Origin of the sequence: Companilactobacillus zhachilii, assembly GCF_003606365.2 — a bacterium.
Taxonomy (GTDB): Bacteria; Bacillota; Bacilli; order Lactobacillales; family Lactobacillaceae; genus Companilactobacillus; species Companilactobacillus zhachilii.
Window position 1 is genome coordinate 1,807,805 of the sequence record NZ_CP031933.2, and the last position, 22,223, is coordinate 1,830,027.

A 22,223-nucleotide genomic window follows, 5' to 3' on the forward strand; every position below is an offset into this window, starting at 1 on the left:
TGCTATTATCTAATTTTGGAAATACCAAAAAAGATACCTGAATAATTCTCAGATATCTTTAAATAGCTAATCGCACCAACGCTAACGAAATAATTCCGACAATCACAATTAATAATAATTTTTTAGTTAAAATAGCTGTCAAAACAGTGGGTACTGAAGCAATCAAATTGGCATAATCAATCGTTGGCAAGTGTCCCAAATTTTGATGGAATAAATTTTCAAACCATAACGCCGCCATAATGGTAATTGGTACAAAGCTAAGAAATTCAACAACTTTGGCAGGTAAATTGAATTTCTTCAACAAAACGAACGGTAAAATTCTTGATAACCAGGTGACCAAACCGCAAGCTATCAGGGTCCATAAAACAAATTTAGTTGATGGCATGTTTCAAAATCACCCCTAACCCACAGCCAATTAATGTTACGACCAAAATTAATAAATCACTCGAAATAAAAATTAGTCCAAAATAAACTAACGGTAACATTGCTGCAACCACAATCAATTGCACTTTTAAGGAAATTGTCTTATCACTGATCAATTGTAAATATAACAAGCCGATAAACATTGCCACTAAAGCAAAGTCTAAGCCTAATTTTTCAGGGTTACTAATGACTTTCCCCAACATAGCTCCCACCATCGTTGAAGCAGCCCACACTAAGTAGGCCATCACATTAACCGTGTTAAACCACTTAAAACTCAACTGGCCATCAGTATAATTCAACTTGTTCATACTCAAAGCAAAACTTTCATCGGTAATCAAACTACCAATCAAAATATTTTCAAAAATAGAATTCTTCTTAAAAAAATTAGCCGTTGTCATACTCATCAAAATCATTCTTGAATTAACGAGAAAAACAGATAGGACAATCGAAACAATCGGTGTCCCAATTGCCAACAAGCTAACCAAAATAAACTGAGCCGATCCGGCATAAACAATCAATGACATCAATGTTGCCATCAAAACGCTCATTCCTGCTGATGCCGCCACAATTCCAAAGGAAATACCAATACCAATGTAACCGAATACTGTTGGCAACGTATCCTTAACAGCAGTATTAACACTCAAACTGTCATCCATAGACTCTCCCCTTTTTATGTAAAGCATTATAATAATTTTAATTATGTTAAATGTCAATTAAGCTTCAGCTTATTTTAAGAAAAGCTACTAAATTAGTCTATTTTTTACTAAAAACCCCTAGGTAAACGGTTACTTTTATTATAATAGTAGTTATAATTTAGTTATAAATACTATGAGGAGAGGTTTTTGTATGAAGAAAGCAATTTTTGAAAAAGTTGGTCAAATGAAACTTGAGGATGTTGAAAAGCCAACTATTCAAGCCGCCGATGATGTCATTATCAAAGTCATTCGTGCTTGTGTTTGTGGATCTGACCTTTGGGCTTACCGTGGTTTAGAAGATAAAGCTGAGAACTCTGAAAACTCTGGTCACGAAGCAATTGGTATTGTTGAGGAAGTCGGTTCCGAAATTACAACCGTTAAACCTGGTGATTTCGTTATTGCCCCATTCACTCATGGATGCGGTTACTGTAAAGCTTGTCGTGCTGGTTTTGATGGTGATTGTCAATCACACAGCGACAATTTCAGTAATGGTGATCAAGCTGAATACATTCGTTTCCAACATGGTCAATGGGCTTTAGTCAAAGTTCCTGGCAAACCAAGTGATTACTCAGAAGGTATGCTTAAGTCATTATTAACCTTAGCTGACGTCATGGCTACTGGTTACCACGCCGCTCGTGTCGCCGAAGTTAAGCCAGGTGATACAGTGGTCGTCTTAGGTGACGGTGCTGTTGGACAATGTGGTATTATTGCCGCCAAAATGATGGGTGCTACTAGAATTATTTCAACAAGTCGTCATCCTGACCGTGAAGCCTTAGCTAAAAAATTTGGTGCTACCGATAACGTGGCTGAACGTGGTGACGAAGGTGTCAAAAAAATGTTGGCTTTGACAAATAACGAAGGTGCCGATGCTGTTTTGGAATGTGTTGGTACTGAATTATCAACTGAAACAGCCATGAGAGTCGGACGCCCAGGTTCAATCGTTGGTCGTGTTGGCCTTCCACACACTGGTAAAATGGACGTTTCAACATCGTTTGAAAATAATATTATTCTTGGCGGTGGCCCTGCTTCTGTCACAACCTATGATAAAGAACGTTTATTGAAAGCTGTTTTAGATGGTGAAATCAATCCTGGACTAGTCTTTACTAAGAGTTTCACACTCGATCAAATTAACGATGCTTACCAAGAAATGACTGATCGTAAGGTTATTAAAGCCTTAGTTGTTGTTAGTGATTAGTTAAGATCAAAAAAGTTTGGGACAAAGACTATTGTTACCTAAACGTGGAACAAGACAAATCTTCTGCCGCTTAACCCAAACAAGACCCGCAATCCAAAATCGAGCTCTTTCTCAATTTTGGTTATAGAATCGAATATAAAAAGGCTAGATATGTTTTCCTGATATAAATTCAGAAAAAAGCACATCTAGCCTTTTATTCATATTCAATTTCAAATAATGTAATCCTTTTATCGAACTAATTATTTATCTAATTTTTTAATTACTTTTGCTGGAACACCACCGACTAAACTATCATCCGGAACATCTTTAGTAACAACCGCCCCTGCAGCAATCACTACATTATTTCCAATCGTTACTCCTGGCATAATGGAAACTTTTCCACCAATCCAAACATCATTTCCGATATTTACTGAATAACCCTTTGCTAAGTATTCACGACGACCTTGAGCGGTCATAGGATGATTGACCGTATAAATGTCAACGTTAGGGCCAATCATAACATTATTACCAATATTTACTGGAGCAATATCCAAAATCGTTAAATTATAATTGCTTAAAAAGTCATTTCCAACATGAATGTTCTTTCCATTATCACAATTGAAACGACTTTGAACAGAAATATTTTTACCGTACGAACCAAGGATTTCTTTGATTTTTTCTGTTTGTTTTTCAGGTTCAGTGGCAGATATTTCGTTGAATTCCTGACAAAGCTTAGCAGCATTAGCCTTTCTTTGAGCCACTTCGTCATCCAAAAAGTAATACCAATCACCATGATCTAATTTTTCTATCTCACGCATACAATTCACCTCGTGGTTTACTTTATCACCTAGAGCTGACTCGATGTCAAATTTTTCGACAAATACCATCAAAATTTCTTTATGTCCGGGACCATAAATATTTACGTAAAAAAAGCTCATCTCAACCTGCAAATCAAACATTGTAAGCTAAAATGAACTAATACTTTTTATGATAATAATGGCGTTTTTCAGAATGATGATAATTTGACCTTTGACCCTCAACTTCTGGTACTTTCCAATTATTATCCACTTCTGATTTTCCTGTCATGTAATCAAATTTTATTTTATTTTGCACATTCCACAAATAGCGATTAAATTTCAAACTGCCATCCATTGACATTGCTTGAACCCAAACACCACGCGCCATTAATTCTTGACCGTGAAAAATCGGTGTTACTCGATAAATAACCTTTTTATTTTGAGCCAGAGCATCTCTAACCTTTTGTTCAACTTGTGTCATTGTTTTTTGATTTGAAAACTCTGTTTGGGTAAACAGATTATACGGATTATCAATACTGCCCAATTCACCCTGCTGTGTTTGACCGGACTTATTTAAATTAAAGGTCATTGTATAAGCAATCAAGTGACCACGATTTTGTGGAATCACCCGTGTTCCATTGACATATTTCGGTTGATTATGCCATCCTGTTGGACGCCAAACTTGTTCAGTTCTAGTATTCGACCGTCCCAAATTATTTCGTGTTAAGTAGGCAGTCGCCGTCTTCGTTCGCTTGAGGCTATCCAACCCTTCATAGTCAATATGTGATTGATTAAAATCTGTTTTCTTAATCTCAGTTGGCTTATCATTATTCAAAATTTTAACTGGCTTCTCACCAGATTTATAAGTCCATTGACTAATATCTTTGGCCGTTAAATGTTGCTGAGTAGCTGCTGGTGTAGCTTGACCAGTAGTTTGGTTAGTCGAACATCCCGCCAATAGTAGTGGGACAAATAACAATAATAAAAAATTTTTACGCAATTTTCTCTCCACCTAAAATCCCATCCGATCTTTAATTTTCAAATAATTATCTGCAATAATTCCTTGAGCATTTTTAATATAGTTAACATTGTCAATATCATAAATATTGTCCAATTTGTTTGTGGCAATAATCACCGTCTTATTCAATTCAGTCAACTCTCTAAACCAACCGAAGACCATTTGAGAATATTCCAAATCAATCCCCGTTCCCGGTTCATCGAACAAATATAATTCCTTATCAACCATTAAATTAATATAAATCAAAACTAATTTTTGTTCGTTAAAGGTTAAATCATTGAAGCTATACTTTAACAAAGTTGTAATTTCCGGTGGCATCTCTAAATCAATCGTCTTATTCAAATCCAAAATAAAATTTAAAATCTCTTGAACCGTTAAGCTGACTCGGAAATCATTTTTTTGAGCTAAATAAGCAATCTTTTTAAAATCAGGAAAGCCAATGAAACTTTGGGGCCGTTTGCGCGATGAAATCTGATCCAAAACGGTTGTTTTACCACTTTCCTTAGCGCCTAGAATAAAGTTTACCTGACAATCTTCAAAATAGAAATCAACATTCTCAAATAAAATACATTTCTTATATTGATAACTAAAATTTTCAATCTTCATCTATTTTAAACGACTTTTAACGGACATCCCTTTAAAAATCATGCCTCCCATTATCAAATATCCAACAACGCAAAGACTAATGAAAATACTATAAAACGTTGAATTGCAGTGCACCGCATACAATCCATAGATCAATTGAAACGGATTAACTAACGTCAAGAAATAATTCCAGATTCCGTATGGGTGAATACCCAATAAAGCAATACCTAAAATGAAAAAAATGGCGATTAAATAATTAAAATATACTTGCTTTATTTTCAACAACATCAATCCAGACATCATTGAAGAACTAAGTAGCGTTGCTAAAAATGACACCAAAAAGCCATGTAAAAACGTCGCTGCCGACACATGTGTAATAAATACTGTCACAACTATGTTAAATAAAAAAATTTCAACCTGAATGACGAAAAACTGAACTAATAAGTTGGCCAAAACAATTGAATACCTTGACCCAATCAAATAAGATAAAGTCTTAAAAAAGCCACCTTCCCGCAATCGAATAATATTAATTAAAAAGCCATTAAAAACAGTCGTCACAACAATATATGACCAATAAATATATAAAGACTCATTATCTTGAAAATCCTGATTCTTATTAATAAAAACCATGAAAGTTGGTACAAGTAGCGTATAAACAAAGTAAAAACGTTCTTTCAAAGCAATACGCATTTGGACTTTTAACATAGCCCAATCATTTTCAAACATTCAATTCTCCCTACAATTAACACTTTAAAAATACCACCTCTAGGAATAAGCGGTATTTCATAACAATCCTACTCGTGTAGGCTTCACATTTAACTAAGACCTATCTTCAAATTTAAATATTTCAAAATCATAAATGCCCTAAACCCTATCAAAGCAGTAATAAAAAAATTAAGGTATAACAAGGAACTAGTCGGAAGAGTCAGACAGTGGTTACTGGCAGTGAAAGTGGTGTTAGGACGACTGATTTTGTCGTTCTTACAGCACCGGACGTGTTGAAGACTTGCCGAACTTGCAAGGCTTCAACCGAGGTCCGAGACCTTGGCTCGGGCCGTTCCGCACTGCCAGTAATCACTGTCTGACTCTGGAGACGGCATCTAGATAATTTCAAGACAAGCACATTTGATTAGTAAAAATTAATATATTTTAATCAAACTGTCAATTAGCTTTCCAACATAAAAAAAAATCAAATCTCTGATTATTTCAAATTGATTTAAAAATCATTTCATTTGAGTAACAATTAGTGCCTTTTAAATAAAAAACGTGTATGCTATTGAAAGAAAAATTTTACGGGGTAAAGCCTATGAACTACTTATTACTGTTAGTATCAATCGGTTTTGAAGTTCTTGGAACTTCACTTTTAAAGAAGACAGACGGATTTACTAATCTTTGGCCGACATTGGGTACGTTGGCATCATACTTTATCTGCCTCTTCGTCCTTTCTCACGTTTTGAAACGTTTACCATTAAGTTTAACTTATGCAACTTGGGGAAGCGTGGGATTGATACTCGTGACTATTGCAGGAATAGTTTTTTATCATGAATCCATTTCGATGGCTTCAATTGCCGGACTTATCTTGGTTGTCTCTGGCACCGTTTTAATCAATGTTTTTTAACAAAAATAGCCTCCAGTTCACACATGATGAATTGGGGGTTATTTTTTCATTTATTTACGATTTTTGCGATAACGTTTGATAACGAAACCTGCAATAACCAAGAGAGCTAAGATGACACCTAAGATAATCCATAGATCCATTGAACGATTTGGATTCTTATGATTGATCTTAGCGATTTCCTTATTAGTTACGGTAAAGTTACGCTTCAAATTCCAATGGTTTTGTCCATTATTAGCCTTAACATCTACATACATTGTATATTTGCCAGGCTTTAAACGCTTATTCTTACTTGGTCCGGTAACTGTATTGACGTTGACTGGATATTCAAAATAACTATCAGGAGCCATTGACATTTTTTCTTTGGATGATTTCAAAAGCACTTTTGATCCGTTACGTGGAGTAACTTTAGCATCCACTGAAACTTCTTTTTCCAAGGTTGGCACATCATTATCCAATTTAGCGTCAACGGAAACTTGACCATCATTATCTGTTTCAAAAGCTCTAACTAACTTAACATTTGGTTTAACAGGATTAGTATTTGTTTGAACTTGGAGACCCAATACATAATTATATTGATTTCTTAAAGTGACACCTTTAGGCAATTTCTCGTCATTATTAATTTGATTATTCTCTTGAACGAAAATTCCGCCGAGCAACTCACCCGTGATATCACCTTTTGGAGCAGTCAATTCAATACTTACTTCTTTGGAAGACTTTGCGTTTACGGCAACTTCCTTAGGATAAGTTACGAGCTTTTCAATATCATATTGTAAATCACTATCTGGTTTTACACCGTGATCATTATAATCAATCACACCATTAATATCAGTTGCTGCCCGATTAATTGAAACCTTGTAAGTATGATTTTTATCGTCAGTATTATTAATCTTAAATTTAATAGTTTCCTTTTGACCAGGTGTTACTTTCAAATCATAATAACCGATATTTTTCGCGGCTTGATTATCAGGTAATTCCGGCGAAATACTATAATTGACTCCGCCGCCAGTTGTTTCAGCCAATGCTGTTTTTTGATTAACAGTAAAGCCAAAAAGGATACTTGCCATTAATGTTAAAAGAACTGTCAGATATTTTTTCATAAGATTACCTCTTAGAAAAAAAGAGCGGCATATTGTTTAATATACCTCTCCTTTATTCAATTTTTATGATGGAGCATTTGTTAATGTCCAAGACAATTGTGATGTATAAGAACCACCGATATTACCAGCTGGCACCTTCAATGTGGCATCCCCGCCATTGTAGCTAGTAGTAAAGGAACCAACACCTTCACCTGCTGCAGCGTCCAAAATCGTGACTGGAGCTGATGAAATCGTGGCCGATGACGTAAACTTAGGTGCTGTTGAAACGTTATCAGCATCGTCTGCTTTCACAGGAGTTGCATCAGAATCATCGATTGATAACGATGCCCCTTTCAACGTTGCGCCACCAGTTGTACCATCAGTGAATGGCGTATCAGAAAGCGAGACCGTCCAACCTGTCGGTTCACCAGGGTTAGCAACTTGCAAACCATCTGAGAACTTGAGTGATGCATAACTTGTATCGTCAGCACTTGAATCAACAGTACCAAACGAGATACTTGGTGCAGATTTAATTGTAATTGTACCTGGCGTCAACGTGGCCGAGGCCGTAGCCGGTGTCGTTGAAGATGTAGGCGTCGTAGCAGCTTTAGCAACATAACCCCGAGGCCTAGCGACCCAAGCCCAAGAAATGCTGCACCTACTAATAAACTATTTTTTAAAATTTGTTTCATGATATATTTCCCCCATATCCGATATTTTTACCGATATGTTTCAGAGCCTAATTACTAGATAGCTATTCGTCCAAGGCTCAAGGGAATGACCATTAATGCTATCTATCGAGATTTCTCAATCTCTAGTGCAAGTTATAGAATCAATTTAATCACGAATCAAATATAAGACTGCCAGCATACAAAAAGTAAATTATAATAGAATCAATATATTGTTTGAAAAGGTTTGTTTTTTGGATGCCGCCTCCGGGAACGGGAATTTTAGGCTGCTGTGGGGACCGCTCGGAGCCGAGGTCTCCGAGCTCGATTTTGAACTTCGCAAAGTACGCGAATTTCAAAACTCGTCCCGTAGTGTAATGGCTAAAGCCATTACACCACCGTCACTGCTGCCTAAAATTCTCGTTCCCTCCGGCTAGTAAGTCGTTAATAAAAATTGTCATTTAGAAGTTAAATTAGCCGTAGGGTTCGTGGATTATTCAGACGCTGTGAAGGTGGAGTTAGGACGGTGTTTTTCCGTTCTTACTCCACGGACGTATTTTGAGATTTACGTGGTTTTCGTAAAGCTCAAAATCGAGATTCGAGACCTTGGCTCGAATCGGTCCCATAGCGACTGAATAGTCCACGAACCCGGAGGCGGCATCCTTAAATCCACACCATTTCAAACCATAATAATAATCAGAGGGTGTCATTTAATATGTCGGATAAAAAATTAGAGAATGGCTTAATTGTTAATGTCGTTAATATTATTTGGAGTTTTAACGCCAAGTCTAAAAGGGTTCTAGTATTGTTGGTCAAGAATGCTCTTGGAATGGATGCTGATCGTTGGGGGTTACCTGCTACTATTTTGCGTGCTGATGAAAATGCTGAGGATGCTTCTTTACGTTTAATTCGTGAAAAAATTGGAATTGAATTACCTGATTTCTATACTGAACAGCTAGCTACATTTAGTAATGTTCAACGAATTAGTGATCATCGTGAAATTGCTTTAACTTACATGACTTATTTACCTTCAATGCCAGATTTAACGGCTGGTTATGGGGCTAAAGATGTGAAATGGTTCAGCGTTGATTACTTGCCTGAACAATATTCTTTAACTTACCAAAACTTAAAATTCAAAACTTTAAGCAATAAAATATCGGAAAGTGAATTTTATAACAATATCGAGAATGCCCATGATAACAAGCATTTGGCGGCTGATCATGCTTTAATTCTTCGTTTGGCCTTCCAAAGAATTACAAATCGTCTTGATTATTTACCAACGATTTTATTGATTCTGGGCGATAGTTTTACGCTTAAACAAGCTCGTGAAGTTTATGCTACTTTTTGGAAAGAACCATCGTCAAACATTGATAACTCTAACTTTCGTAAGACTCATGCGCATCTATTTATTGAAGTTGGTATGGAGCATGGCAAAAGTGGCCGTCCTGCCAAACTTTACAAATTACGCGGATAACTTGACCCCTGAAAAGACTAATGATAGTCTTTTTTTATGCTATTTAAGGTAATTTTTACCTTTAATAAAAATAGTAATAATCTTTATAAATTATGGAGGTAAGTTTTGGATTCACAAAAAATCGAAACAACTCATAAAGGCGGTCTCAAACTGTTAATGGTTATTGGGACAGCCTGGTTATTCGATGCTGCTGATGTAGCGTTGTTATCTTTTATCATGCCATTAATTAAACAAGAGTGGCACTTAACTGCTGGTCAAATTGGACTAGTTGGTTCAATCACAACTATCGGAATGATGATTGGTGCTTTTCTCTTTGGTTATCTAGCTGATCGTTTTGGTAAGAAAAATATCATGATGGTTACTTTGCTAGTCTTCTCAATTAGTAATCTATTACTAGCTATGACTACTAACGTTAATCAATTTCTATTAATTCGTTTCATCACTGGTGTCGGTTTGGGTGGTGAATTACCTGTTGCTTCAACAATTATTGCAGACTCATTCTCTGGTCATACAAGATCTAAAATGCTCATTTTAGTTGATAGTTTCTGGGCCATCGGTTGGATTTTTGCATCCCTCCTATCGACCTTAGTTATGCCAGCATATGGATGGAAATTTACTGTTATTATCACATCACTAACTGCTATATACACATTAGTCTTACGTAAACACCTTCCTGCAGAAACAAATGTAAAAAATGAAAAACTAAATCTTGGTATTGCTTTAAACAAAATTTGGTCGGCTGAATTCCGTCGCCAAACACTTTGCTTAAGTATCCTTTGGTTCGTTATTATGTTTGTCTATTATGGACTATTTCTTTGGTTACCAAGTATTTTAATCCAACGAAACTTATCTATTTCACGGAGTTTCTTATACACATTGATAACTAGTTTTGCTCAACTACCTGGTTATTTCTTAGCTGCTTACTTGATGGGTAAACTTAGTCGTAAAAAGGTTCTAGGTATTTATATTATCGGTACAATTATCGGAGCATTTCTTTTTGGAACAGCTCAAACAGAAGCTATGGTTCTATTCAGTGGCTCACTTCTATCCTTCTTTACTCTTGGTGCTTGGGGAATCATGATTGCCCTAACACCAACCCAATACCCAATTGAATTACGTGGTATGGGAATTGGATTTACACAAGCAATTGGTCGAATCGGAGCCACTATTGGACCTTACTTAATCGGTTTCTCATTAGGAATCGGAATTAACACTACTATGATTTTCTTTTACTTTATTGCTGCCTTAGTTATTGGAATTATCGTTTTAACATTCGGTATGGTCGATGCTGATAGACAATAAAATTAATAGATAATACGCGTATGCCACCTCCAAGAGCAAGAAATTTAGGTCACTATGGGGACCGACAAAAGCCAAGGTCTTTTGTCTCGCTTTTGAACCTCGCAAGGTACGCGAGTTTCAAAAGTCGTCCCGTGGTGTAAGCACTAAAGTGCTAACGCCACCTGCACAGCGACCTAATTTCTTGCTCTTTCCGGCTAGTTCATTGTTTGTTTTTGAATCAATATTAAATAACTTTAAGTATTATTTTGGCATCAATGACTAGCACTACGAGTAGATACTATTCTTAACTATTAAGTAACAAAAAAAACAGTAACCCTGTCTGGGATTACTGTTTTTTGTTTTTCCGTGCGTTCATATTAAAGTTCGGTTGTTTCTTGATGATCTTTAGTTAAAATTTCAATACGTCCATCAACCTTAAAGTATTTTTCAATTAAATCCTTCAATTCGACAATAGCTTCGTTAGCACGTTTAGCTTGGTTTTCATTAATTGCTTCAATAACCAAGACAGAATCAGTTGTATCTTCTGTTAACATGGTTCTCTGAGCTTCCCGCCAGTTAAAGCAACGACAAATGGCACCCGCGTTGTCATAATAAATAATTTCTCCCGGAAGAGCGGGTGAATCTTCTGTCGCACCTAGTGGTTTGAATTCCTCTCCACCTTTTGCTTCACCTAAATGCATATCACCGTCAAAGGCATTGATATTTTCGCCACCACAAGGCACACCGTACTTCAAAGAAATACTATTATAAATATCAACTAACGGATTGATTGGTGAAAATTCACGACCTTGGCTAACCCGTTTTAATAAAGCTTCAATCGATCCACGAGCACCCTTTTTAGTCTTAAACTTACGAAAAGCTTGACGCCATTCATCAACAACTTCATTGTCCTTAAATGATTCATTAGTAATGAACTTCTCTGATTCTTTAGCTGCATCACTCAATAATTTAGCAAAGTAAGAATCATCCTTTTCATCAACGTGATTATCAATGCCATGAATTACTAATGTGCTAATTTGTGCATCGGGGAATAACTCCCAAAGTTTTTCATCTACTACTACTTTTGTCATATTATTTTTCCAATTCCTTTTTTAAAATATAGTCTGTTTGTGTTGAAGTACCCATAACGAATTTATGTGAACTATAACGCTCAAAACCCATTGATTTATAAAACTTTAGTGCTGGATAGTTCTTTTCCCAAACACCCAACCAAATATGTGGTTTTTTAAAAGCTTTGGCACGCTCAATTGCAAAGTCCATAAGAACCTTTCCTAAACCTAGACGCTTAAATGGTACTCGAATATAAATCCGTTGCACTTCCATGAAGCTGTCATCAAGCGGTTCACTCTGGGCATCTAAAATGTTGACTTTTAAATATCCCGATAATTTTTGATCAACAAATAAGAAGTAAAACTCAGAATTTTTATTCGTCATCTCTCGTTTTAAAATATCCAGATTATAGGCATCATGAACATAAGCTTGTGAATTCTCCGCCGTATTATACTGACCAAATGTGTCTAGATATGTTTCAGTACTTAGTTTTTGCAGTGTTTCCAAATCATTTACGGTACATTTCTTTATTATTGTTTTCATTAATATATCCGCTTATTACCCTTCTTAACATATTCCCAATTTTCCGAAATATTACTTTCGACCACTTCCAACAGTTCAAAGATCTGTTTTCGTTCTGCTGGTGACAGTCCTTTCAAGGCAACATCGTTAGAATAATGTTCCTCACGGTAAAGGATTGGATATGTATCTTTACCCTTTTGAGTTACGTAAAGTTTCTTTTCTTTCTTATTATCGTCAGATTGCTTCCTGACAATAAAATCGTTGGTTTCTAACTTTTTTATTGCCCGAGCGGCCGTTGTTCGGTCAACTTTAATCATTTCGGCTAATTTTTCCTGAATAATTCCGGGATGCTCGTAAATTCTTGCTAAGTAGATATATTGTCCCTTAGTTAAATCGTATTGTTTAAATTCAATATTACTGATGGAATCAAGGGATCGTGCAATTACACCAATTGATCTCAAAATGTCTACCATAACTGTGCCTCTCTTTCGAACAAAAGTTATTGTATAATTATTTTGTTGTATTTGCAACAAAATAATTAGATAAAAAAAGTAGCAACTTTTTATGAATTGCTACTTTTTTTATTTTATATTCAACTGTTAATTGATGGCATAACCAACATTATGTGCAAATTGGTCAATCTGTTCCAAATATTTGTCACCATTATCAAGATTATCCAAAGTCTTTTTAACTTTACGGTCATCCCGCAACCTGCCAAATAAGTATTGGAATGAATAATTCTTATTTAGTAAATTATATGTTTTTAGAACAAAATCTTTAGAGTAATCCTCTTTGTCTAAATCCTTTGCATTATTAATATCGGTATATAGCTCCGATAAAATTCTCTTTGCCTCAGTATTGTCATTTAGTTTCATCAATACACACCACCTAATTAATTATTAGAACCTCACAGGTTTAGCACTTATGAAAGCGTTTACTCTTTTACCTGTGTATTCATTATATAACTTATGGCAGTAAATTTCACTTAAATGCCAAATATCCTTAAATTAAAATATTTTTAGCAATTTGGTTCTTCTTTATTATCCAGCCAAACTAGCTAAATTTCTTACTCCCTGAGGTGGCACATTAATTATCTAAGAAGCAAAATTATGTTTCAATGCTGGCCAGATCATTTTATCTGATAAGGCAATTAGTATTCCATTAAAAATAAATGAAAAGACTGTCCCAACATTGACGGAGTAGACTGCTTTAATGGCAATCCCAGCAATGATGATAATAATAATTGGTGGAACAAAATCGATTACTTGAGCTGCGGTTGAATTCCCCTTTAAATACATGAAACGCAAAATATTGGTCGTATCATCATTAGGGTGCATCACAATATTGGCCCGTTGATACAATGAAATTGCCACACAGAAAAATACCACGCCTAAACATGACAATATGGCACGAATGACAATTGGTAAATTTGGTACACCAACATTATTCAGTAAATTAGTAAAGATATTAACAAAGTAACTAAAAAACATTACATATAATAATTCGCCAATCAATCTTCGACCATCAAAGCGTCTAATCAAAAATTGATTAGTAACTGCATTGACGACGCCAAAAATAAATAGCAATAAACCAGTATTTAAACCAATCCATTCAGTTAAATTAACGGCAGCGGCAGTCCACAAGCCACTACCCATATTGGCTGAAATACAAAGACCATTTCCAAAGGCATTTAATATCAAGCCTGAAACTAATCCAATTATTCTCGTCTGTATTGAATTTTTGATAAAACCACTCCTTTTCAATGTTGATAATCGTACAACAAAAATAGCCCAAAACACAAAAAAAAGTTTGGGACAAAACTATTATCATCTTTAAATATGCAGCATAAACGTGGAACAAAACATAGCTTTTTCCGCTTAAAACAAATGACGCCAGCAATCCAAAATCGGATTGCTGACGTCATTTGCCTTAATGCTCGAAAGCTGAACATGTTTTGTCCCACTCTTACTTCAACAATTTCTGTGCAACCAGATAATCATGTGCTACTTTTGAAGCTTTTTCATGTTTCACCGTAACTAAGTAATTCATCTTTTGCATATCTGATTCACTGATTTTCCCTGCCAATTTGTTCAAGGTAGTTTTAATTTCAGGATGACCCATTGCAAATTTTTCAGTCATCAACGGGGCCCCTTGATATGGTGGAAAATGATTCTTATCATCTTTTAGTACCACCAAGTTATATTCCTGAACTTCAGGGTCTGTGGTGTAGCCATCAACGATATTAACTTTACCATTAGCAATGGCCTTATAACGAATTGATGGTTCCATCGTTTTAACACTAGCAATATCTAGACCGTAAGCTTTTTTAATTCCGGGATAACCATCATTTTGTTGATAGAAATCAGGGTCAAATCCAGCATGCAATCGATGCTCGACTTTCTTCAAATCACTAATTGTTTTCAAATTGTACTTCTGAGCAAAACTCTTTTTTACCGCCAAATCATAACCATTTTGATACTTCATTGGTGATAAATATTCCATATTGGCATCCTTTTTCAAGAGATCTCGGGCCATTTGATAGGTTTTTTCAGGATTATGACTCACTTTTTGCTTGGTTTTAACTAGCGCTTGTAAGACAGTACCCGTAAATTCCGGATAAATATCAACTGATCCAGATTCCAAAGCTTTATACAGAAATGATGTCCCTCCAAAATTGGGCTTTAAAGAAACCTTCATATTAGGATGATCTTGCTCAATCAAATCTCTATACATATTAATTAAAATTTCCGGTTCGCTACCCATTTTGCCAGCAATCGTCACATTAACAGGTGGTTTCACAACGCTTCGATAACCTGCAATTCCACCAAATAGGACAATCACAGCCGCAAAAAGAATCCCCATTTTTTTCAAGGACAATTTTGAAATACCTTTAATTAGAGCACTAAAAATCAAAGTTAAGACTGCCGATAAAACGGCTCCAATCAATAACAGAGCATTATTATTTGTTTCAATTCCCAACAAAATATAAGTACCCAACCCCCCAGCACCAATCAAGGCAGCTAGTGTGGCTGTTCCGATAATCATTACCATCGCGATTCTAATACCCGAAATAATCATCGGCATTGCTAGTGGCAACTGGAATTTAACTAATTTCTTGATTCTCGATAAACCAAAAGCCTCCGCCGCTTCTTCTAAGTTAGGGTCAATCGTTGTCAAACCAGAATACGTGTTTTGAAAAATAGGCATGACCGCGTAAACGACCAGTGCAATAATTGATGGCACCGTGCCAATACCTACAAAAGGAATCAAAATTCCTAATAACGCCAAACTTGGAATCGTTTGTAAAATACTCGTAATTTGTAAAATTATTTCAGCAATACGTTTGTGCGTCATTAAAATGATTGCCAAAGGAATAGCAATGATAGCTGCAATAAAAAGTGAAATTAGGGAGATAGAAATATGCTGTCCCAAAGCCTCCCAAATACCACTACTCTGTGTTTGTAAAATATGAACTATTGCATTCACTATCTCTCACCTGCCTTTGCCAAAAAATCTAGCAAGTCAGCAGTTGTTAACTGGTAATTTTCATTATCATTGTTAAAAATAACCACGCCCGCATTGTCTTTCAATTCAGTAGCCAAACGATTAACTGAATCTCCCTTTAATAGTGACGAGTTCAATTCAACCGTTGTATTTTGACCAAATCCGGCATCAATTATTTCACCAACGGTTGATTGACCTCCTTTTTCTTGCTTAAAGAACCCTTTAACAAACTCATTCTTAGGATGATTCAAAATATCGTCTCGATTACCAATTTGTTCTAAGTTCCCATTACTTAAAACGGCAATTGTATTACCTAAACGAATGGCTTCATGCATATCATGCGTTACAAAGATAAATGTCGTCTGTAACTCACGGTGTAATTTCAAAACTAGATCTTGTAGTTGCGTTCTAGAAATTGGATCCAGTGCGCTAAAGGGTTCATCCATCAGCACCATCTGAGGACTAGTTGCCAATGCTCGAATAATTCCAACACGCTGCTGCTCACCTCCGGACAATTCATTAGGCATCCGTTTGGCATATTGCTTGGGGTCAAGGCCTACCTTTTCTAATAAGTCCCACGCAACATTTTTGCGTTTTTCCTTTGACCAATGAAGTGAATCAGGTTGAATTGTAATATTTTCTTCAATTGTTAAATTAGGAAATAAGGCGATATTTTGTAAAACATATCCCATATTAAGACGCATTTTTTGCAAATCATACGTTTCAATATTTTTGCCATCAATCAAGATCTTTCCTGAAGTTGGTTTAATCAAGCGATTGATCATCTTTAAAGTTGTAGTCTTTCCACTACCACTTGTTCCGACCATCACAAAAAAATCCCCATCTTGAATTTTCAAATTCAAATCTTTGATAGCAGAATTATCTCCATACTCTTTATAAACGTGCTCAAACTCTATCATAACAAATCTCTTTCATGTAACTTTTTGAGTAACAAGAATCAGTAACATGAATAATATAAAATAAGTCGAATTTATAGTCAAACAATCCGCACAGGCATGATTAATTGACGAGAGTTTAAATTCAGTTTATGATAACACTTGTAAAATTAAAAGTTACATATCTGAGGTAAATAAAAATGAGAGTTTCAACCCGCTTTAGTGATTCTGTCCATATCCTAGCATTCATCAAAATCTATCAAGACCAACGACTATCGAGTGAATCAATTGCCAATAGTGTCGAGACTTCGCCCGTAGTCGTTCGAAGATTAATGAGTATCCTTCGGGAAAATGGACTAATTGCAACTAAGAAAGGTACAGCTGAACCTAAATTAGCCAAGAACCCACAAGATATAACCTTATTAGATGTTTACTTAGCTACCGAAGGTGAACGACAATTATTCACATTAGATACAAATACCAATCCTGACTGTATTGTCGGAGGCAACATTCAAAAAGTGTTAGGAACATACTATGAGGATGCTAAAATGGCGGCATTACGTAAGTTCAACAGTGTTTCGTTACAGGATATTATTGAAACTATCTTAGTCGAGCAAAAAGCCAAAGAACATAATATTCACTAGAATTTTATTTGTGGAATGCTGTGATATAACTTTTTTACCCTTAGACGTACAACAATTTCCCACTTAGAATAAACAAGACTAGCAATCCGCAACGGATAACTAGTCTTGTTTATTTTTAACTGTACATGTTTTCTGGCACGCTATTTTTGATATTCCTTGGTTAAAAAATCAAATAGTGACGTTGCAGGATGCCCCATTATCGACTGATAGTCAGAACTAATTTCGTTCAACAATCCTTTACCTCCAGCATCATACATTGAAGCTAGCATATGACCTTCATTACCTTGATTATACAATTCAGCAAATTCTTTCAAACTAACTGGTTGATAACCGATTGGAGCATGACTAACTTTACTCAAAACTTCAGCCAATTGTGGCATTGTATAGTTTTGTTCTTGCGTCAAAGTATAAATTTTTCCATCAATCAATAGCGACTTCGTGGCGGCAACTTTGGCAAATACTTTTGAACTATCGGCCAAACTAATAAACGACAAGGCCTGGTCTTTCATAGGATAAATAACATTTTGACGTGCAATCAATTCTGGCAAGTAAGGGACTAACGGATCAGCATATAAGGCATTCTTCACAATTGTATACGGAATTCCACTCGATGCTAAACGTCTTGGCAAATAGCCGTAAAAAGCTGATAAATCAAACGGATTGTTTGCCTGATCAGCAATGAATCCCATCGCCAAAATATGTCCTACCTTTGCCTTTTGAGCCGCCTGAATGACATTCTCCAACTCACTAACACGACTAAAACTGTCATGACTTTTACTAGGGATGTAGATCAAAACATCCTTATCAGTAAATGCCTGAACCAACGTCTCTTCTTTCATAAAGTCGATGGCAGCTACCCCTGCACCTGTTTCAGCGATATGTTTTGCTTTGGAAACAGTGTGGACACCAGCAGTTACAGCTGTACTTGGAACTAATTTGATTAATTCTTTAAAAATCTGACCACCCAAATGACCTGTTGCTCCAGTAATTAAATAATTCATCTTGACTACCTCCTCGTTTGCAAAATAGATGTTACTTCAATAGTTACAAGTAGTCAACTATTTTATTTATCTTTTTCCCCAAATATTTCTTAATAAATAATATAATGGGGGTAAATAGAAGTTGGAGGGATTTTAATGCAAAAAATCATCATTGATCAAGAATTTTGGGATATTTTTCCTGAAGTTGAAATAGCCGTTATGACGGCACATGATGTTGACAATCATAACGATACGAATGTGCCTGATAATTTAATTCAAGATGCCAACGAAATCGCTAAAAAGTGGGTCCCTGACGACCCTATTAGTGCCAACCCAGTAGTTAAAGCCTGGCGTGATGCATACCGCAAATTCAAAACTAAAAAGGGTGCTCGTAACGCTGTCGAAAACTTATTAAAACGTGCCAAAAATAACAAAGGTGTCGGCAATATTAATCCTGTCGTGGACGTTTATAATTCAGTTTCACTTGAATATGCCTTCCCCATTGCAGCAGAAGACCTCGATAAAATTGTTGGCGATGTCCACTTAACTGTTGCTAAAGGTGGCGAAAGTTTTACACCAATTGGTGAAGACGAAGTTGAGGAAGCCCTACCCGGTGAAGTCGTCTATCGCGATGATAAAGATATCATTTCACGGTGCTGGGCTTGGCGTGATAGTGCTCGAGTTGCTGACACTGATGACACAAAGGATCTCCTATTTTATATGGAAAATATTCAACCCGACCGCAAAGACGATCATATTGCAGCCGCTAATGCTTTAAAGAAACGTTTCCATGACTACTTAAATATTGATATCAATGATTTAACCTTTCTAAATAAAGATAATCGTGAATTCGTCTTTTCAAAATAACGCTATTACTTAAAGCAAAATAAACAGACCCAACAATCCGGTTTTGAATTGTTGGGTCTGTTTACGTTTTAAATTTATTTATTACCACTGCTCATGGTTCCACAACCGGCCATCGACTTCACCCTTTAATTGTTCAGAACGTTTATTTTGTTCTAAAACAACTTTTTTCATAGCAACTAAGAAGGCTCGATTCTCGTAAGCGGTCTGTTTCTTAGACATATCAGCAATTTTTTTCTCAAGCCAAAGTCCATTCTCATTATCATCCATACTTACTCATCCTCCCCTTGCTTAATTAAATCAATCGTATTCTTCAACTGTTCCAAATCTTCACGACGTTGAATGAAAGTATTCAAAACCGTTTCACATTCAGTACAATTAGTGTCGTTAAAGTTCTTAAACCGATCCGCAAATTCCTGCTCGAACCATGCTTGACGGTTGCTTAAAGTATCGGGATACTTTTGTGTTAAAAATCTTTGATAATCAATCAACAATTGCATTTGTTGCTGTTCATCCATGTATTGGAATTGTGCAATCGTGAAAGTTGGCAATATTTTCATTTTGGCACGGTCAGCAATTGCAAAATATGGTGCCATTATTTGGTCGATAGTAATATTTTCACTACCACCACGACGAAATTCCTTCAAAGGCATACCGGTACTTACAACGATACCGAATTCCTTATCACTTAAATTATCATCACCATCGCCATAGACAAAATTTCGCGTCAAAACTTCGTCCTCCCAATGTTTCAAACCTTCAGGAGCTGCATACCAATATAGTGGAAACTGAAAAATAATTCGATCATTTTCCCGTAAAAGTACTTGTTCTTGAGCAACATCTAAATCAGATATTTCCTCAACATGATGCCAAGTAACATCTTGCAACTTAGCACCTTGCAATAAAAATTGCTGCGTTTGTGAATTATTAATTTCTGGGTGTGAAACTATTACTAAAGTCTTCAATATTAACATCTCCGATCACTATTAGAATAGCAAAAAAAGCTAAATCTTTAAACCAAACAAAACTGCACAATGATATAATTTAAAGGATAGATTGTTGAAATTGCTGTATTTTAACAGCTTGATATTATAAAAATTACAACTAACCGAGGGGGATAATGACTGTGGAAAAATATTATATTGTTGATAGCTCTATTTTACCTGAATCTTTTGATCGCGTAATTAAGGCACGGAACTTACTTGAAACCAAAAAGGTTCATAACGTTAGTGAAGCGGTCAAAGAGGTTGGTATCAGTCGTGGAACTTATTACAAATATAAAGATTTAGTCTTTTTACCTGATGATGATATGACAGATCGCAAAGCCGTTATTTCTATGATGCTTCATCATGAACAAGGTATTCTTTCAAAAGTTTTAGTTGATATCTCTGAATCTAACGCAAGTATCTTAACCATCAACCAAAATATTCCCATTCATAACATTGCAACGGTTGTTATTTCACTCGACATTAGCCACCTCAATGGCACAATTGACGACTTACTAGATAAATTAAAATTATCTGATTTTGTTGATAATGTCCGATTAATTTCAATCGAATAATATGAAGAGTGTGACAAGGCATGGTCAGCTTTCGACTATTAAAGCAAACAAGACTAGTAATCCGATTTTGGATTGCTAGTCTTGTTTGTTTTTTTAGCGGAAAAAGCTATGCTTTGTCACACGTTTATGCTGCATATTTATAACAAATCGTTATGTCTCAGTCCACTTACTTTTTCGTCGGTCTTCTAGCAAACTGCTTATTTATCAATCGACTAATTTGTTTTTTATAAATGATAAGTATCTTAATTTTTACTTAGGCCATGCTATATACATCGCCAATAAAACATTAGCTGCGCCGATAAAATAAAATAATTTAGCAGCTCCGCTACTTTTTACCCGTCCACCAAAATTGAACAGGCAGAGTCCGAGAATAAAAATCGCTGCTACTAGTAAAAAATTCATGCTGTCACCTATTTTTTCCATTAATTATCTTGCAATTGTTACTTTATAGAAAAAATGTGACGAAATAATGAATTTGTTATGTAATTTAAGGTACTTTTTTAACTAAGGTAGTAGACCGCCTTCAGGAGTAAAGGTTTCATGCTAATTTCTTGTCCACAAAAAATGTTCGATATCATGCAATACTCTCGGATTCCGTCTTGTCAAAGCACTATGCTCAGCTCGTGGACCAGTAAATAATCGGGCTTGATACGATTGTTTAGGTCCCTTAAAAACTCTCCGTAAAGATTTAGCCGATGAGACGGGAACTGCTTTATCAAAATGATCTGCTGGACTTAATTGTCCCATAATATTTAATTCCCGAATATGCAAATTACGGATTGTTGAGTTAGGTTCAACATAGGTATTAAAATCTTTGCTGAGCTGACTTGAATACCGCCAATCATTTCGGCGATAAATATTACGATTCAAAACTTGCATCGGTGCCGCAATATTTACGAGTGAATCAATTTGCGGTTGACCCTTTTTTTGACTGTAATTTTCTAAATAATACATAATGGCATTATTACCCCAAGAGTGGGCTACGGCATTAAAACGCGTTACACCATATTTTTTATGCAAAAACTGTAAAATTGAGTCAATCCATATGGCCGTATGATGATAATCTGACTCATGATTATTTTTGAACAATACTTGAATTTCAGGGTTTTTAGCCGATTTAGGCCAATTATCATATGATAAAACTTTCCCTTTCGGCGTTACAACGATAGTTAAGGTCCTTGTAGCGAAGCCATCGCGCTGTGATTGGTCGATTAAATAATCCATCGAATGAACAGTTCCACCAAATCCATGAAAAAATAATGTTGGCATCTGTCTTTGCTCTGCACTGGCTGATACCTTTTGTTCCGTTCCCAAAGCAATGATAATTGTTGCAAACAATAATATAACCCATTTGATTTTTTTCATAAATTCA

27 protein-coding genes are annotated in these 22,223 nt (G+C 35.7%); 7 read left to right on the top strand and 20 right to left on the bottom strand.

The window, feature by feature from the left end; all coding sequences use genetic code 11:
• Positions 1–58: 58 nt before the first annotated feature.
• Both D1B17_RS08235 and D1B17_RS08240 read right to left on the bottom strand, forming a co-directional pair.
• Positions 59–385, bottom strand: a complete 327-nt coding sequence (locus D1B17_RS08235; protein WP_120142146.1) for an AzlD domain-containing protein — start codon at positions 383–385, stop codon at positions 59–61.
• Positions 372–1,079 carry an AzlC family ABC transporter permease gene (locus D1B17_RS08240; protein ID WP_120142145.1) on the bottom strand — a complete coding sequence of 236 codons (708 nt, stop codon included), beginning with the start codon at positions 1,077–1,079 and terminating at the stop codon, positions 372–374. The genes D1B17_RS08235 and D1B17_RS08240 overlap by 14 nt, the downstream gene beginning before the upstream one ends.
• A 190-nt stretch (positions 1,080–1,269) precedes the next feature.
• Between D1B17_RS08240 and D1B17_RS08245 the strand changes: the two genes are divergently transcribed.
• Positions 1,270–2,313: an alcohol dehydrogenase catalytic domain-containing protein gene (locus D1B17_RS08245; protein ID WP_120142144.1), complete on the top strand. Its 1,044-nt coding sequence runs from the start codon at positions 1,270–1,272 to the stop codon at positions 2,311–2,313.
• Between the two features lie 239 nt (positions 2,314–2,552).
• Here the strand turns inward: D1B17_RS08245 and D1B17_RS08250 are convergent, their stop codons facing one another.
• The 4 genes from D1B17_RS08250 to D1B17_RS08265 form a co-directional block, all read right to left on the bottom strand.
• Positions 2,553–3,110 (bottom strand): sugar O-acetyltransferase, encoded by a 558-nt coding sequence (locus tag D1B17_RS08250; protein ID WP_120144221.1) that lies wholly within the window; start codon positions 3,108–3,110, stop codon positions 2,553–2,555.
• A 157-nt stretch (positions 3,111–3,267) separates the two neighbouring features.
• Positions 3,268–4,089 carry a DNA/RNA non-specific endonuclease gene (locus tag D1B17_RS08255; RefSeq protein ID WP_120142143.1) on the bottom strand — a complete coding sequence of 274 codons (822 nt, stop codon included), beginning with the start codon at positions 4,087–4,089 and terminating at the stop codon, positions 3,268–3,270.
• Between the two features lie 12 nt (positions 4,090–4,101).
• Positions 4,102–4,713 (bottom strand): ATP-binding cassette domain-containing protein, encoded by a 612-nt coding sequence (locus D1B17_RS08260; RefSeq protein ID WP_120142142.1) that lies wholly within the window; start codon positions 4,711–4,713, stop codon positions 4,102–4,104.
• Entirely contained in the window at positions 4,714–5,418 is a 705-nt protein-coding gene (locus D1B17_RS08265; RefSeq protein WP_120142141.1) for a hypothetical protein, read from the bottom strand.
• 580 nt (positions 5,419–5,998) lie between these two features.
• Between D1B17_RS08265 and D1B17_RS08270 the strand changes: the two genes are divergently transcribed.
• The gene (locus D1B17_RS08270; RefSeq protein ID WP_120142140.1) at positions 5,999–6,310 is read left to right on the top strand and encodes a DMT family transporter; all 312 of its coding nucleotides are present in this window, start codon (positions 5,999–6,001) and stop codon (positions 6,308–6,310) included.
• 50 nt (positions 6,311–6,360) lie between these two features.
• Here D1B17_RS08270 and D1B17_RS08275 read toward each other — a convergent pair whose 3' ends face one another.
• Together D1B17_RS08275 and D1B17_RS08280 are read right to left on the bottom strand one after the other, a co-directional pair.
• Positions 6,361–7,407: a WxLIP family cell surface protein gene (locus D1B17_RS08275; RefSeq protein WP_240704391.1), complete on the bottom strand. Its 1,047-nt coding sequence runs from the start codon at positions 7,405–7,407 to the stop codon at positions 6,361–6,363.
• A gap of 63 nt (positions 7,408–7,470) precedes the next feature.
• Positions 7,471–7,941, bottom strand: coding sequence for a WxL domain-containing protein (locus tag D1B17_RS08280; RefSeq protein WP_240704392.1), 471 nt, complete (start codon positions 7,939–7,941; stop codon positions 7,471–7,473).
• Positions 7,942–8,769: 828 nt separating this feature from the next.
• Between D1B17_RS08280 and D1B17_RS08285 the strand changes: the two genes are divergently transcribed.
• On the top strand, positions 8,770–9,528 hold the full coding sequence (locus D1B17_RS08285; RefSeq protein ID WP_120142137.1) for an NUDIX hydrolase: 759 nt from the start codon (positions 8,770–8,772) through the stop codon (positions 9,526–9,528).
• Positions 9,529–9,648: 120 nt separating this feature from the next.
• Positions 9,649–10,830 carry an MFS transporter gene (locus tag D1B17_RS08290; RefSeq protein WP_420022533.1) on the top strand — a complete coding sequence of 394 codons (1,182 nt, stop codon included), beginning with the start codon at positions 9,649–9,651 and terminating at the stop codon, positions 10,828–10,830.
• A gap of 356 nt (positions 10,831–11,186) precedes the next feature.
• Here the strand turns inward: D1B17_RS08290 and D1B17_RS08295 are convergent, their stop codons facing one another.
• The 7 genes from D1B17_RS08295 to D1B17_RS08325 form a co-directional block, all read right to left on the bottom strand.
• Positions 11,187–11,900, bottom strand: a complete 714-nt coding sequence (locus tag D1B17_RS08295; RefSeq protein ID WP_120142136.1) for a B3/B4 domain-containing protein — start codon at positions 11,898–11,900, stop codon at positions 11,187–11,189.
• A 1-nt stretch (position 11,901) separates the two neighbouring features.
• Complete coding sequence (locus D1B17_RS08300; RefSeq protein WP_120142135.1) at positions 11,902–12,423, bottom strand: GNAT family N-acetyltransferase; 522 nt, start codon at positions 12,421–12,423, stop codon at positions 11,902–11,904.
• Positions 12,423–12,875: a MarR family winged helix-turn-helix transcriptional regulator gene (locus D1B17_RS08305; protein ID WP_120142134.1), complete on the bottom strand. Its 453-nt coding sequence runs from the start codon at positions 12,873–12,875 to the stop codon at positions 12,423–12,425. Before D1B17_RS08305 ends, D1B17_RS08300 begins: the two co-directional genes overlap by 1 nt.
• Before the next feature lie 126 nt (positions 12,876–13,001).
• Positions 13,002–13,277: a hypothetical protein gene (locus D1B17_RS08310; RefSeq protein WP_120142133.1), complete on the bottom strand. Its 276-nt coding sequence runs from the start codon at positions 13,275–13,277 to the stop codon at positions 13,002–13,004.
• A 219-nt stretch (positions 13,278–13,496) separates the two neighbouring features.
• Positions 13,497–14,120, bottom strand: coding sequence for a DUF6198 family protein (locus tag D1B17_RS08315; RefSeq protein ID WP_166806708.1), 624 nt, complete (start codon positions 14,118–14,120; stop codon positions 13,497–13,499).
• A 247-nt stretch (positions 14,121–14,367) separates the two neighbouring features.
• On the bottom strand, positions 14,368–15,888 hold the full coding sequence (locus tag D1B17_RS08320) for an ABC transporter permease/substrate-binding protein (RefSeq protein WP_120142132.1): 1,521 nt from the start codon (positions 15,886–15,888) through the stop codon (positions 14,368–14,370).
• The gene (locus D1B17_RS08325) at positions 15,888–16,826 is read right to left on the bottom strand and encodes an ABC transporter ATP-binding protein (protein ID WP_120142131.1); all 939 of its coding nucleotides are present in this window, start codon (positions 16,824–16,826) and stop codon (positions 15,888–15,890) included. The genes D1B17_RS08320 and D1B17_RS08325 overlap by 1 nt, the downstream gene beginning before the upstream one ends.
• Before the next feature lie 176 nt (positions 16,827–17,002).
• Here D1B17_RS08325 and D1B17_RS08330 point away from each other — a divergent pair, with 176 nt between their 5' ends.
• Positions 17,003–17,446, top strand: a complete 444-nt coding sequence (locus D1B17_RS08330; protein WP_120142130.1) for an Rrf2 family transcriptional regulator — start codon at positions 17,003–17,005, stop codon at positions 17,444–17,446.
• Positions 17,447–17,586: 140 nt separating this feature from the next.
• On the opposite strand, the gene D1B17_RS08335 is transcribed toward D1B17_RS08330, so the two are convergent.
• Positions 17,587–18,447, bottom strand: a complete 861-nt coding sequence (locus D1B17_RS08335; protein ID WP_120142129.1) for an SDR family oxidoreductase — start codon at positions 18,445–18,447, stop codon at positions 17,587–17,589.
• A gap of 135 nt (positions 18,448–18,582) precedes the next feature.
• Here D1B17_RS08335 and D1B17_RS08340 point away from each other — a divergent pair, with 135 nt between their 5' ends.
• Positions 18,583–19,293: a B3/B4 domain-containing protein gene (locus tag D1B17_RS08340; RefSeq protein ID WP_120142128.1), complete on the top strand. Its 711-nt coding sequence runs from the start codon at positions 18,583–18,585 to the stop codon at positions 19,291–19,293.
• Positions 19,294–19,374: 81 nt separating this feature from the next.
• Here D1B17_RS08340 and D1B17_RS08345 read toward each other — a convergent pair whose 3' ends face one another.
• Positions 19,375–19,560, bottom strand: a complete 186-nt coding sequence (locus D1B17_RS08345; RefSeq protein ID WP_120142127.1) for a hypothetical protein — start codon at positions 19,558–19,560, stop codon at positions 19,375–19,377.
• A gap of 2 nt (positions 19,561–19,562) precedes the next feature.
• Entirely contained in the window at positions 19,563–20,255 is a 693-nt protein-coding gene (locus tag D1B17_RS08350; RefSeq protein ID WP_120142126.1) for an NAD(P)H-dependent oxidoreductase, read from the bottom strand.
• Positions 20,256–20,416: 161 nt separating this feature from the next.
• Between D1B17_RS08350 and D1B17_RS08355 the strand changes: the two genes are divergently transcribed.
• Positions 20,417–20,851, top strand: a complete 435-nt coding sequence (locus tag D1B17_RS08355) for an ACT domain-containing protein (RefSeq protein WP_120142125.1) — start codon at positions 20,417–20,419, stop codon at positions 20,849–20,851.
• Positions 20,852–21,100: 249 nt separating this feature from the next.
• Here D1B17_RS08355 and D1B17_RS12630 read toward each other — a convergent pair whose 3' ends face one another.
• Together D1B17_RS12630 and D1B17_RS08360 are read right to left on the bottom strand one after the other, a co-directional pair.
• Positions 21,101–21,274: a hypothetical protein gene (locus tag D1B17_RS12630; RefSeq protein WP_166806652.1), complete on the bottom strand. Its 174-nt coding sequence runs from the start codon at positions 21,272–21,274 to the stop codon at positions 21,101–21,103.
• Between the two features lie 120 nt (positions 21,275–21,394).
• Entirely contained in the window at positions 21,395–22,216 is an 822-nt protein-coding gene (locus D1B17_RS08360; protein ID WP_120142124.1) for an alpha/beta fold hydrolase, read from the bottom strand.
• Between the last annotated feature and the right edge of the window lie 7 nt (positions 22,217–22,223).

Coding starts and splice junctions, on each gene's coding strand:
- D1B17_RS08235 (WP_120142146.1), bottom strand. CDS start 385: ATGCCATCAACTAAATTTGTTTTATGGACCCTGATAGCTTGCGGTTTG.
- D1B17_RS08240 (WP_120142145.1), bottom strand. CDS start 1,079: ATGGATGACAGTTTGAGTGTTAATACTGCTGTTAAGGATACGTTGCCA.
- D1B17_RS08245 (WP_120142144.1), top strand. CDS start 1,270: ATGAAGAAAGCAATTTTTGAAAAAGTTGGTCAAATGAAACTTGAGGAT.
- D1B17_RS08250 (WP_120144221.1), bottom strand. CDS start 3,110: ATGCGTGAGATAGAAAAATTAGATCATGGTGATTGGTATTACTTTTTG.
- D1B17_RS08260 (WP_120142142.1), bottom strand. CDS start 4,713: ATGAAGATTGAAAATTTTAGTTATCAATATAAGAAATGTATTTTATTT.
- D1B17_RS08265 (WP_120142141.1), bottom strand. CDS start 5,418: ATGTTTGAAAATGATTGGGCTATGTTAAAAGTCCAAATGCGTATTGCT.
- D1B17_RS08270 (WP_120142140.1), top strand. CDS start 5,999: ATGAACTACTTATTACTGTTAGTATCAATCGGTTTTGAAGTTCTTGGA.
- D1B17_RS08275 (WP_240704391.1), bottom strand. CDS start 7,407: ATGAAAAAATATCTGACAGTTCTTTTAACATTAATGGCAAGTATCCTT.
- D1B17_RS08285 (WP_120142137.1), top strand. CDS start 8,770: ATGTCGGATAAAAAATTAGAGAATGGCTTAATTGTTAATGTCGTTAAT.
- D1B17_RS08295 (WP_120142136.1), bottom strand. CDS start 11,900: ATGACAAAAGTAGTAGTAGATGAAAAACTTTGGGAGTTATTCCCCGAT.
- D1B17_RS08300 (WP_120142135.1), bottom strand. CDS start 12,423: ATGAAAACAATAATAAAGAAATGTACCGTAAATGATTTGGAAACACTG.
- D1B17_RS08305 (WP_120142134.1), bottom strand. CDS start 12,875: ATGGTAGACATTTTGAGATCAATTGGTGTAATTGCACGATCCCTTGAT.
- D1B17_RS08310 (WP_120142133.1), bottom strand. CDS start 13,277: ATGAAACTAAATGACAATACTGAGGCAAAGAGAATTTTATCGGAGCTA.
- D1B17_RS08325 (WP_120142131.1), bottom strand. CDS start 16,826: ATGATAGAGTTTGAGCACGTTTATAAAGAGTATGGAGATAATTCTGCT.
- D1B17_RS08330 (WP_120142130.1), top strand. CDS start 17,003: ATGAGAGTTTCAACCCGCTTTAGTGATTCTGTCCATATCCTAGCATTC.
- D1B17_RS08335 (WP_120142129.1), bottom strand. CDS start 18,447: ATGAATTATTTAATTACTGGAGCAACAGGTCATTTGGGTGGTCAGATT.
- D1B17_RS08340 (WP_120142128.1), top strand. CDS start 18,583: ATGCAAAAAATCATCATTGATCAAGAATTTTGGGATATTTTTCCTGAA.
- D1B17_RS08345 (WP_120142127.1), bottom strand. CDS start 19,560: ATGGATGATAATGAGAATGGACTTTGGCTTGAGAAAAAAATTGCTGAT.
- D1B17_RS12630 (WP_166806652.1), bottom strand. CDS start 21,274: ATGGAAAAAATAGGTGACAGCATGAATTTTTTACTAGTAGCAGCGATT.
- D1B17_RS08360 (WP_120142124.1), bottom strand. CDS start 22,216: ATGAAAAAAATCAAATGGGTTATATTATTGTTTGCAACAATTATCATT.